The organism is Burkholderia sp. PU8-34, assembly GCF_053427725.1.
In genome coordinates this window covers 1-11306 of the sequence record NZ_JBSAXC010000036.1, presented here as the reverse complement: position 1 = coordinate 11306, position 11306 = coordinate 1, and the positions used below count along the sequence as shown (strand labels likewise).

Genomic DNA, 11306 nt, shown 5'->3' with positions numbered 1-11306 from the left:
ATCGTCGCCGACGAAGTGCAGATCAAGTTTCATATCGTCGCCACGAAGTAAGCGCGGCGGCGTCGCATTACCCAACGCCGCAGACCGGCGTGGCAACTCAACATTGCAAGGAGATTGACTTGAAGAAGCATCTGATGATTGCGGCGGGCGCACTCGCCGCCTCGCTGTCGTTCCCGGCATTCGCCGACGTGTCGACGTACCAGTTCGATCCGGCTCACACATACCCGAGCTTCGAGGCCGATCACTTCGGCGGGCTGTCGGTGTGGCGCGGCAAGTTCGACAAGTCGAGCGGCACGGTGACGCTCGATCGCGCGGCGAAGACGGGCACGGTCGAAGTGACGACCGACATCGCATCGGTCCGCACGGGCAACGACAAGCTCGACGAGCAACTGCGGACGCCGGACTTCTTCGACACGGCGAAGTATCCGGAGGCGGTCTACAAGGGCGCGATCAAGTTCAACGGCGACAAGCCGGTTTCGGTGGTCGGCAACCTGACGATGCATGGCGTCACGAAGCCGCTGACGCTGAAGATCGACTCGTTCAGGTGCATGCCGCATCCGATGCTCAAGCGTGAAGTGTGCGGCATCGATGCGGTCGGCGAGTTCAATCGCGACGACTTCGGCGTCGACTATGGCAAGGCGTACGGCTTCAAGATGAAGACCAGGCTGCTGATCACGGCCGAAGCGCTCAAGCAGTAAGCAGGCGTGCCGGCACGGGGCGCACGGCCCGTGAAGGGTGAGCCGCCGCGAACTTCTCCTCCGCGCGGCGGTGTTTGGCTTGCGCCACGTTTCCCTGTCGGGGCGTGGCGCTTTTTTTTGCCGGCCGCCGGGCGGCCGAGCTTCCGTGGAAGATTGTTCTCGAGGGGCGGGTGTGCCACAATCGGCCGAAATCGCATGACAATGCATGGAAGCCATCGAGATGAGCACGACCGCCAAGAAGCCCCCCGCGCGCGCCCGGACCCGCAAGCCTGCATCGTCGACATCGGCGGATTCTCCCGGCGGCACGAATCTTCCGGGGAAAAGCCTCATCGAGTTCATCTCGTTGCAATGGCAGCGCGAGCGCAGCGATCTCGATCTCTCCAACTTCCTGCTCGCGATCTACTTCATGCGGCTCGGCACGCTCGTCGACCAGGCCTTCGACAAGATGTGCCAGCGCATGGCAGGCATCAGCGGCTCCGACATGCGTGTGCTGCTCGCGTTGCGCCGCAGCGGCCATCCGTACGCGAAGCGTCCGACCGACCTGTACCGGGCGCTGCTCGTGACCTCGGGCGCGATCACCAAGAAGATCGACCGCCTGGCCGCGCTCGGCATGGTGGAACGGCAGCCCGATCCGAGCCACGGCGGCGGGTTCATCGTGCACCTGACGAAGAAGGGCCTCGACGTCGTCGAAAAGGCGGTCGTGAAGCTCGCGGAAGAATCGTCGATTGCGCCCGCGATGGCGCATTTTTCGGATGAAGAGCGTGCTGCCGGCAATGCGTTCTGCTTGCGCACGCTGGCGTTGATGGAAGAGCTCGTGCTGCCCGGACTCGAAGAGCCCGATGACGCATCGTCGAAGCGGCGCGCCAAGGCGTCACGGCGCGCGGCGCGGAGCGAGGAATAGCGCAGCGCCGCCGGTCGGGTTGAAGGCTTCCGGGCCGAGACGGGCCCGGAGCTGCCAGAGGGAACCGGGCGAGCGTTGCAATCGCCGCGCCCCGTCATGTCCGTCAGAGTGGTAGCGGCGCGCGACGGCAACGTCACGCCGTCTTTTGATCGCTCAGTTTCAGCGCGCGAATCATCTCGTCACGCATCGCGAATTTCTGGATCTTGCCGGTGACCGTCATCGGCAAATCGCTGACGAACCGGATGTACTTCGGCACCTTGTAATGCGCAATCCGTCCCCGGCAGAAATCCCGGATCTCGTCCTCGGTCGCGTACTCGCCCTGCTTCAGCACGATCCAGGCGCAGAGTTCCTCGCCATGCTTCGGGTCCGGCACGCCGAACACCTGGACATTCTGCAATTTTGGATGCCTGAACAGATATTCCTCGATTTCGCGAGGATAGATGTTCTCGCCGCCGCGGATCACCATATCCTTGAGCCGGCCGACGATGTTGCAATAACCGTCCGCGTCGATGGTCGCGAGATCGCCGGTATGCATCCAGCCGTCGACAACGCTTTCGCGGGTCTTTTCGTCGTCGCCCCAATATCCGAGCATCACCGAATAGCCCTTGGTGCAGAGTTCGCCGGTCTCGCCGACGGGGACGGTATTGCCGGATGCGTCGACGATCCTGACTTCGAGGTGGGGCTGAATCTTGCCGACGGTGGTCGTCCGCTTGTCCAGCGGATCGGTCGTGGCGCTCTGGAACGATACCGGGCTGGTTTCGGTCATCCCGTATGCGATCGTGATCTCCCGCATGTGCATCCTGTCGACGACCTGTTTCATCGTTTCGATCGGGCACGGCGATCCGGCCATGATGCCGGTTCTCAGGCTGCTCAGGTCGAATGATGCAAAGTCCGGGTGTTGCAGTTCCGCGATGAACATCGTCGGCACGCCGTGAAGCGCGGTACAGCGCTCCTCCGAGACCGCCGCGAGCGTCGCGCCGGCGTCGAATCCCTCGCCCGGGAACACCATTTGCGCACCCACCGACACGCACGCCAGTACGCCGAGCACCATGCCGAAGCAGTGGTAGAGCGGGACCGGGATGCAGAGCGAATCGGTTTCGGACAACTTCATCGCCATCGCGACGAATCGTGCATTGTTGACGACATTGCGATGCGTCAGCGTCGCGCCTTTCGGGCTGCCCGTCGTGCCGCTGGTGAACTGGATATTGATCGCGTCACTCGGCGACAACGATGCTTCAAGCGCGTGAAGCCATGCCGGGCCCTTCTCGCGGAGGGCATCGTCGCCGCGTTGCGTCACGGACGCGAATGGCGTCACGCCCGGCATGCCCGAATCGCTGACGCAAATCACCACGCGAAGATCGGGCAGGCGCGCGCAATTCAACGCGCCGGCGTCCTGGTGGCCGAGTTCGGGCGCGATGTCGAGCAGCATCGAAAGGTAATCCGACGTCTTGAACTTGTCGGCCGTGACGAGCGCCTTGCATCCGACTTTCCGCAATGCGTATTCGAGCTCGGCGACGCGATACGCCGGATTGATGTTGACCAGGACCGCGCCGATCCTCGCCGTCGCGAACTGGACGAGCAGCCATTCGACCCGATTCGGCGACCAGATGCCGACGCGGTCGCCCTTCCCGATTCCGAGATCGAGCAGGCCGGCCGCGAGGCGATCGACGTGGGCATCGAGTTCTTCCCATGTCCATCTGACGTGTTGCTCCCGGAAAACGACGGCCGGCCGGGCCGGAAAGCGTCGTGCGATATCTGTCAGAAACGGGCCGATCGTCGCTTCGCTCAGCGCGATGTCCGTCGCGCCCTGCACGTGTGCAAGGCCGTTCACGGGGGCACCGTGCCCCTCGCGGCCGGATAGGTCATGCATTCCGTCAATCTCCATCGATGATGTGCAATTCCGGTTGTGAACCGGTGGAACCACGGTCACGTCCTGGTTCATGAAGGCGCCCGGGGCAGACGCGGCGGCGAGCCGGCCGCGTGCGCCGGGCGCGTCGCCGGCGTCGTTACGCGGCCGCCACCGCGGCGCGCAGCATGTCGGCCACCTGGCGCTGTGCCAGCGCCGCGGCGTCGACCTCGCCTCGCATGCCGTAAAACGTATGCAACATGCCCGAGTACCGCACGCAGGTTGCCGGTACGCCGGCTTCGGCCAGTTTCCTCGCATAGGCTTCGCCGTCGTCGCACAGCACGTCGCATTCGGCGGTGATCACGAGGGCCGGCGGGAGGCCGGAGTGGTTGTCCGCGAGGAACGGCGAGAGGGTCCACGTCAAAGGCGACACACCGTGATCGAGGGCGTAGGTGCGGAACGCGTGCGCGACGTCGGCCGTGCGCTGCAGGAAACCCTCCGCATAGGCGGACAGCGACGCGCGCTGCTGGCGAGCATCCGTTGCCGGATAGACGAGCGCCTGCGCGAGGATGCGCGGTGCCGCATGGTCGCGCGCGAGCAGGCACACCACCGCGGCAAGATTGCCGCCGGCGGATTCCCCGAACACGGTCAGGCGCGACGACGGCAGGCCATGCTCATGGCCGTGCTCGGCAACCCAGCAGGTCGCCGCCCACACGTCGTCCAGCGCCGCGGGGAACGGATGCTCGGGCGCGAGACGATAGTCGACGCTGACCACGGCCAGGCCGGAGTCGTTGGCGAGATGACGGCATACGGCGTCGAGGCTGTCGACATTGCCCATCAGCCATCCGCCGCCGTGAAAGGCCATCGTCACGCCGGTGGCCCCATCGGGGTGATAGATCCGCACCGGGATGTCGCCGCCGGGGCCCGGAATCGCAAGGTCGAAAACCTTGTCGATATGCGGGCCGGGCGCCCGCGCGGCAGTGCGCGCGGCGATGCCGGCACGCGCTTCATCGGGGCTCACCTCTGCGATGCTGGCTTTCGCTGCGGCTGCCGCAGCCACCGGCCGGAGCGACGGGTGAAGCTGGCTTTGAGTGGAAGAAAGCATTGCGGGTCTCATGGAGTCGGTGTGGCCGACGGGGCGAAGGTGATGCGGGGCACCGCGGCCAGCACGCTGAGGCCGCCATCGACGGTGACGATTTCGCCGGTCATGTGAGCGCTCAGGTCGGAGGCCAGGAACAGCAGGTGGCCCGCGATTTCCGCGGGCGTGGCGGCCCGCCCGACCGGAATGGCGTTGCCGATGGCCGTCCACGTCGCTTCGTCCAGGCGCTGGTTCAGCCGCGGCGTGCGGACGAAACCGGGGGACACCGCATTGATGCGCACGTTATGGGGCGCATATTCGGTACCTGCGCAGCGCACGAGGTGATGCAACGCGGCCTTCGAGGCCGCATAGGCGACCTCGTTCGGCACCGCCCGATCGCCGGCGATCGAGCCGACGAAGGCGAAGGTGCCGCCGCCATCGGCCTTCATCATCTCGCCGCCGATCTGGATCGCGAGGTACGCATGACGGACGACGATGTCGAATTGCTGGTCCCACGACGTATCGTCGACGGCGGCGAGCGGCTTGATGCCCGCGATGCCGATGATGTCGACGACACCATGGATCCGGCCGAAGTGCTGGCGGGCCGTATCGAACACGCGCTGCATGTCGTCGCGAACGGTCGCGTCCGCGATGCACGGTATCCCGCCCACGGCTTCCGCAATGTGCCGCGCGAGCGCCTCGTCGCGATCGACGCAAAGTACGCGAGCGCCGGCCTGTGCGAGCGCACGAACGGCCTGTTCGCCGATGCCCTGGCCGGCGCCCAGCACCACGAATCCGCGACCGTCGAGCCGCAGGAGCGACAAGTAGTCCGGAACGTTGTCAAGGTTGTTGCTGTTCATCTTGATGGTCCTCCTCAGGCTGCCACGGCCTGGCGATGCGACGGCAACAGGTCTTGCCATGCCGCGCCGTCTTCGAGTGGCCGGTCGCAGGCGCTCACGCCGCGCAGATCGAGGCCGAGCGCGAGCGGCGGCCGGTTCTCCATCACGCGCTTGACCGAATCCATCAGCACGCGGCGCACCCGGACGACCGCCTGGTCGGCGGGCACCAGATGCTCGCGCGAACGGTCGTAGAGCGGCCCCTGGGACAGCCCGATCGATGCGTCCTCGACCTCGACGCCGCGCAGCCCGGTCCAGTTCTCCTTCATCAGTTCGCGGTTCTGGCCGAACGTGTCGTCCCAGCTTGCCGTGAACGTGCAGTTCTTGCGGTCGTAATACTTGGGGTTGTCCAGCCCGAGCAGCTCGACGATCTTGTCTTCGGTCACCGGCACGTCGCCGTGGACGACGATATAGGTGCTCGTGTGCGTATCGTCTTCGGGCACCTCGAGGACTGTGAACTGGAACGCCGGAGCCGGGATGATGCGGCCGTACGGAACGATGAACGGGACCACGCGCGCGTTGCGGACGTTCGCGTCATTCGTCTTGCGCAGTGCGACGTAGTGGAAGCCGAAGGCCGTGTCTTCGATCTTCAGCACGGGTTCCAGGTCGTTGGAAGCCAGCGCTGCCGGATTGACCACGTCCTGGTTGGGCTGGAACTCATTGTCCTTCCAGCCGGGGCGCGCCATGTTGGTATGGAGTACGCCGACATGCGAGCTGTCCTCGCCGCCTTCGACCAGCTGCAGGTAGTTGCAGGCGACGTTGACGCGCAGCACGACACGGTGGCCCGGTTCCGCGTCCATGAACGCGTAGCGCGAGAATGCCGGAAGCTGTTCGGCCGGCCCGACGTATGCCCATACGATGCCGCCGGCTTCGCGTACGGGAAACGCGGGCGCCTTCATGCGCGCGGCGTAACGGGGGTCCGCATGGTTCGGCGTTTCCATCACGTCGCCCGACGCGCTGAACTTCCAGCCGTGGTAAAGGCACCGGATGCCGCCTTCCTCGACGCGGCCAAGCGCGAGCGAGGCGCCGCGGTGCATGCACAGTTCCTCCAGGAACCCGACGTTCCCTTCGGTGTCCCGGAACGCGACGTAGTCCTCGCCCAGCAAACGGACGCGCAGCGGCGGGCAATCGGGGGCCGGCAATTGCGCCGATGTGCATACGGGGTGCCAGAAACGGCGCATCAATGCGCCGCCGGGCGTACCCGGGCCGACGCGGCACAGCATTTCGTTATCCTTTTGACTCAACATGTCGGAACTCCTGTCTGAAGCGGGGTTATGGGTTGCGTTGGGTGCGGGCGCCGGCGGACGAAACGATCCGGTGATGCGGAACCAGTCGCCGCCAGTCTTCGTCGAGGCCGATCTTGCCCGATATGCCGATTGCACGGCCCGCATCGGCTTGCAGTGCCGGGATGTCCTGCTGATCCCGTTCCGCACGCGCGCACGCGAGCAGCGTGCGATGAAGGCGGCTGATCGCGAGGTCTGCGCTCGACAGCATTTCCTGCGAGCGGTCGCGGATCGGGCCGCTCGAAATGCTGCAGGCCGCGTCTTCCTGCGTGATGCTGTCGAAGCCGGTGAAGTGGCCGTCGCGTTGCGATTGACGATCCTGCCGATAGCCGTTGCCGAACGACATCGCCGCCGGCGAGTCGCACGTGTCGAGCGTCATGCCGTATTTGCGGAGCGTCGGCTCGTCTAGGCCCACGAACTTGAGCTGCGCGCTGCGCAGCGGCTCTTCGCCGACGGGCTTCTCGGCATCCCACCACACATGGAAGAAGTAGCAGCGCTCGTCGTTGATCGGCACCGCGGCCAGCCACACGTCGCCGTTCGCGTTGGCGATGAAGCACGGCGCGATGAACGACGTGACGCGAGCGATGCGGTGTTCGCCGGTCTGGCGGATCGCCACGTAGTGAAAGCCGAAGTCGGTCTCGTCCGCCTCGATCGTCGGGGCGGCATCGAATTGCATGTGCGTGATCTTTCCCGCGTAGTCCAGATCGGAGTCGTTGGTCTGGGCCAGCGCGGAACTGTGCAGCACGGTCAGATGCGACGAGTCGACGAGCCCTTCGATCACCTGGACGAAGTTGCAGTTGACGATCGCGCACACGTTGATGCGATGCGAATCCGGCTGGTCCATGAAGGCCCGGTGCGGGAACGGGGGTTCCTTGCCCTGCGGACCCAGGTAGGCCCAGATCAGGCCACCCGCCTCGCGCACCGGGTAGGTCCGCCCCTTGATGCGGTCCTTGAATTTCGGATCGGGGACGTTCGGCGTCTCGAGCACCGTTCCGTCCACCGCGAATTTCCAGCCGTGATAGATGCAGCGCAGGCCGTCGCCGTCCGCGCGGGCAAGTTGCATCGACGCGCCCCGGTGCAGGCAACCTTCGTCGTAGAGCCCGGGCCGGCCCTGCTGATCACGCCAGACCACGAACCGCTGCCCGAGCAGTTCGATCGTTTTCGGGTCGCCGTTCGGCTGCGGCATGTCCGATGACTGGATCACGGGCAGCCAGAAGCGGCGCATCGCGTTGCCCATCGCGGTGCCGGCACCGGTGCGGCACATCAGTTCATTGTCCTGCTTGGTCAGCATGCAAATCTCCTTGTATCGGTGTTTGGCGGTGTGCGAACGGTGCCGTCACAGATCGAGCACCAGTCGCGATGTCCTGGCGCGCGAACAGCAGGGCATGAAGCAGTCGTTGCGCGCCCGTTCGTCGTCGGTGAGGTAGAGGTCGCGATGATCCGGCACGCCATCGATCACCCTGGTCATGCAGGTGCCGCAGACACCCTGTTCGCAGGACAGCGGGAGGTCGAAACCTGCATCCAGCAGCGCGTGCGCGACGCTTTGATCGGCCGCCACCTCGATGACGGCGCCGCTACTCTGGATTTCGATTTCGAACGGACCGTCTTCCGACGAATCGATCGGCGCGGCCGCGAAATATTCGCGATGCAGATGCGCGTCGTCCCAGCCGAGTTCGCGCGCGGTCTGCAGGATGTGATCCATGAAGCCGGTCGGCCCGCATACGTACAGGTGCTTGTCGGCCGACGGCGCGCCTATCGCGGTTCGGGCGTCCAGCTGCTGCGCGGCCTGGCCGTCGTCGGCGTGCACATGCACGTGCGATTCGCCGCCGGATGCGATGTGCTGAAGGCGTTCGACAAGCGCCATGCGCGACAGGGAGCGGCCGCAGTAATGCGCGTCGAAGGGCCGGTTCTCGCGTGCCAGTTGCTCAGCCATGCAGATGATCGGCGTGATGCCGATGCCGCCCGCGAACAGAATCGATCGGTCGGGGCCGCCGTGCAGCGCGAAGTGATTGCGCGGGATGCTGATGGTGAGCGTGTCCCCCACCTGAACGTTGTCGTGAAATGCGACGGATCCGCCGCGAGACTGCGGATCGCGCAGCACGCCGATGCGGTAGCGCGAGCGTTCGCGGGGCAGGTCGTACAGCGAATACTGGCGCACGAGCCCGCCGGGCAGGTGCACGTCGATGTGCGCGCCGGCGTCGAAGTCCGGCAACGGGGTATCCGACAGCGGCGTGAGCTCGTAGCCGAAGATGTCCTCGGCGAGCTGTGTCCTGGCGGCGACGTTCACCTGCAAGGTGGCGCCGATCGGGGAGGTGGGTGTTTCCATAGTGACATCCGGATAAAAGAGGAGCGTGTCAGGCGGCACTGTGCGGGTGACGCCGAATGACCACCGGGGCCGCCCCCAGTTGCTGCTGAACGAGCCAGCGGGCGAGGCCGAGGTCCATCACCCGCACGTGCTCGGGAAACCAGTCCGCAAGCGCGCGGGCAAACGAGCGAACGACCGAGGGCCTGCCCGCAGCCAGTGCGTCGCGAACCTCGTCGATCGATCGGAGCACGGCCGCGTGCTCGTCGATATGGCAGCCGGCCGATCCATAGGCCGTGCCGCGCATCGCGTCGTCCTCGTCGCCAAAATGGCGGCCCGCATGGTCGGCAAAGGCTTCGAGCGCGTTTTCGAGGTGCTCGTCCGTCACCGTGAGCAGCGTGTTGACGCAGTCGACGAACTCGTGATGCGCGTCGTCCATCGACAGATGGCCGAGCGCATAGTCGTCGTCCCACACGAAGCCACGGGCTACAGGTCCGTTCTCGCCGGTGCGGCTCGCCGCGTCCGCGTCGGGGAACGCGACGGCCGCCACCGGCATCTCTGGCAGGGACGAGCAGGTCGTCCCGTTGTCTTCCGAATCTTTCATTTGTCGATACGCGATCGCCCGGTAAGGGCGGTTGATCAATATGTCTTCCGTGGAAGATAGATAACGACGCGCAGAATGTCGAGGTAGGGAAAACGATGACGAAGGCAAATGTCTGTGGAATCACGCATAAATAGGGTTTAAACGCCCTAATTAATGCGTTTGTGGCGCACGGTGCCGAACGTGTGGACTCAGGGGAATTCCCGTATTTGAAATCAATTGACGCGGAAGAAGTTTGATAAGTATCTTCCGTGGCAGACATTCTAACGATCGGAGGGGATGAGTGAGTACACCGTCGAAGTTGTCCCGATGTGCACTGCCGTGGCGTACGGTGGTTTGGTGCGGATTGTCATTGCTGGCGACGTGTGCGCCAGTCGCCGCGCGGGCTCAGTCCAGCGTGGCGTTGTACGGGATCATCGATACCGGCATCGAATACGTGACGAACGTCGGGCCCCGGAAATCCAGCGTTGTGCGCACACCGACGCTCACGGCATCCATACCTTCGAGATGGGGATTGCGCGGCAAAGAGGATCTGGGAGGCGGTCTCAGCGCCGTGTTCGTGCTGGAGTCGGGTTTCGCGCCGTCGCAGGGCACGCTGAACCAGGGCGGCCGCCTGTTCGGCAGGCAGGCGTACGTCGGGCTGTCGGGGCGGTGGGGAACGCTGACCTTCGGCCGGCAGTATTCGCAGATCTACTGGGCGTTGCCGGGCGACACCATGGGGCCGAACATCTATGCTGCCGGCGATCTGGACCCTTACCTCGCTCAGGCGCGGGTCGACAACGCGGTTGCCTATACGTTCACGTCGTCCGGGCTGACCATCGGGGTCACGTATTCGTTCGGGCGTGACGCGGTGGATCCCGCCGAGGCCGGAGGGTGCGCAGGCCAGTCGCCGACGGACTACCGGGCCTGCAAGTCGATGTCTGCCCGGATCGCGTACGACGCGACGACCTGGGGCGGCGCGGTGGCCATCGACCGCAACTACGGTGGTGGCGGCACCGGCTCACCGCTGCCCAGCAGTTCGCAGACGGATACGCGTGCGGTGATCGACGGTTACGTGAAGTTCGGCTCCGCAACGGTGGGCGCCGGATTTCTTCATCGAATCAATCACGGGGCGCAGACGCCGACGCTGTTCGACGCGACCAGCAATTACTGGTGGATTGGCGGCACCTATCTGCCCATTCCGCAAATCGCACTCGACGCGCAGTTCGGCCACATATCCGTGAGTGGCAGTGGACAGGGCGCCTCCGTGATTGCCGCGCGCGCGATGTACTTTCTTTCGAAGCGCACCTCGGTATATGTCACTGCCGGGCATGTGTTCAATCAGCGCAACGCGGCGTTCACGATCGACGGCGGCGTGATTCCGCCCGCTTCGAGTCCGCTGCCGGGCGTGGACCAGACCGGCGCGTTGGTGGGTATTCGCCACATGTTCTGAGCGACCGCCGAGGTATCGCAGTGGTTCTTCAGGCGGCGAGTGTCCGATACGGGATCTCTCGCTTGCCTGGCACGCAATGTTCGCACGACGTGTGCTGCGTCATGCAATGCATGGTGCGGATATTCAAACGATTCGCAGGGCCGTTCCGCGCGTGATCCGCGCCACGCGTTGCGTCATCTCGTGTGCGCGGAATTCCCGGGCCATGTCGGGGCGTTGGTGTTGCATTGAAACCAGCGCCCCGGCGCGAGCCGTCACACGAGGCCCGTCAG

Annotated in this window: 10 protein-coding genes; 3 read left to right on the top strand and 7 right to left on the bottom strand. The window is 65.1% G+C overall.

Translation table 11 applies throughout. The annotated features are described in order from the left end of the window. The first annotated feature begins 119 nt into the window (after positions 1-119). Positions 120-698, top strand: a complete 579-nt coding sequence (locus tag ACV22Z_RS35450; protein WP_448080899.1) for a YceI family protein — start codon at positions 120-122, stop codon at positions 696-698. Between the two features lie 205 nt (positions 699-903). Next, a complete protein-coding gene (locus tag ACV22Z_RS35445) occupies positions 904-1599 on the top strand; it encodes a MarR family winged helix-turn-helix transcriptional regulator (RefSeq protein WP_448080898.1) in 696 nt (231 codons plus the stop codon). A 133-nt stretch (positions 1600-1732) separates the two neighbouring features. On the opposite strand, the gene ACV22Z_RS35440 is transcribed toward ACV22Z_RS35445, so the two are convergent. The 7 genes from ACV22Z_RS35440 to ACV22Z_RS35410 all read right to left on the bottom strand — a co-directional run bounded on the left by ACV22Z_RS35440 (position 1733) and on the right by ACV22Z_RS35410 (position 9647). Beyond that, on the bottom strand, positions 1733-3469 hold the full coding sequence (locus tag ACV22Z_RS35440; protein WP_448080897.1) for an AMP-binding protein: 1737 nt from the start codon (positions 3467-3469) through the stop codon (positions 1733-1735). Positions 3470-3605: 136 nt separating this feature from the next. Then, positions 3606-4550: an alpha/beta hydrolase gene (locus tag ACV22Z_RS35435; protein WP_448080896.1), complete on the bottom strand. Its 945-nt coding sequence runs from the start codon at positions 4548-4550 to the stop codon at positions 3606-3608. 8 nt (positions 4551-4558) lie between these two features. Next, positions 4559-5383, bottom strand: coding sequence for an SDR family NAD(P)-dependent oxidoreductase (locus ACV22Z_RS35430; protein ID WP_448080895.1), 825 nt, complete (start codon positions 5381-5383; stop codon positions 4559-4561). 14 nt (positions 5384-5397) lie between these two features. Then, positions 5398-6666, bottom strand: a complete 1269-nt coding sequence (locus ACV22Z_RS35425; RefSeq protein ID WP_448080894.1) for a Rieske 2Fe-2S domain-containing protein — start codon at positions 6664-6666, stop codon at positions 5398-5400. 25 nt (positions 6667-6691) lie between these two features. Then, positions 6692-7993, bottom strand: coding sequence for a Rieske 2Fe-2S domain-containing protein (locus ACV22Z_RS35420; protein ID WP_448080893.1), 1302 nt, complete (start codon positions 7991-7993; stop codon positions 6692-6694). Positions 7994-8038: 45 nt separating this feature from the next. Next, entirely contained in the window at positions 8039-9028 is a 990-nt protein-coding gene (locus tag ACV22Z_RS35415) for a PDR/VanB family oxidoreductase (protein ID WP_448080900.1), read from the bottom strand. A gap of 28 nt (positions 9029-9056) precedes the next feature. After that, entirely contained in the window at positions 9057-9647 is a 591-nt protein-coding gene (locus tag ACV22Z_RS35410; protein WP_448080892.1) for a bacteriohemerythrin, read from the bottom strand. A gap of 241 nt (positions 9648-9888) precedes the next feature. Between ACV22Z_RS35410 and ACV22Z_RS35405 the strand changes: the two genes are divergently transcribed. Beyond that, positions 9889-11037 carry a porin gene (locus ACV22Z_RS35405; RefSeq protein ID WP_448080891.1) on the top strand — a complete coding sequence of 383 codons (1149 nt, stop codon included), beginning with the start codon at positions 9889-9891 and terminating at the stop codon, positions 11035-11037. Positions 11038-11306 lie beyond the last annotated feature (269 nt).

Bases quoted from the DNA above. Each gene is read 5' to 3' on its own strand.
- ACV22Z_RS35445 (WP_448080898.1), top strand. From the start codon at position 904: ATGGAAGCCATCGAGATGAGCACGACCGCCAAGAAGCCCCCCGCGCGC.
- ACV22Z_RS35440 (WP_448080897.1), bottom strand. From the start codon at position 3,469: ATGCATGACCTATCCGGCCGCGAGGGGCACGGTGCCCCCGTGAACGGC.
- ACV22Z_RS35435 (WP_448080896.1), bottom strand. From the start codon at position 4,550: ATGCTTTCTTCCACTCAAAGCCAGCTTCACCCGTCGCTCCGGCCGGTG.
- ACV22Z_RS35430 (WP_448080895.1), bottom strand. From the start codon at position 5,383: ATGAACAGCAACAACCTTGACAACGTTCCGGACTACTTGTCGCTCCTG.
- ACV22Z_RS35425 (WP_448080894.1), bottom strand. From the start codon at position 6,666: ATGTTGAGTCAAAAGGATAACGAAATGCTGTGCCGCGTCGGCCCGGGT.
- ACV22Z_RS35420 (WP_448080893.1), bottom strand. From the start codon at position 7,993: ATGCTGACCAAGCAGGACAATGAACTGATGTGCCGCACCGGTGCCGGC.
- ACV22Z_RS35415 (WP_448080900.1), bottom strand. From the start codon at position 9,028: ATGGAAACACCCACCTCCCCGATCGGCGCCACCTTGCAGGTGAACGTC.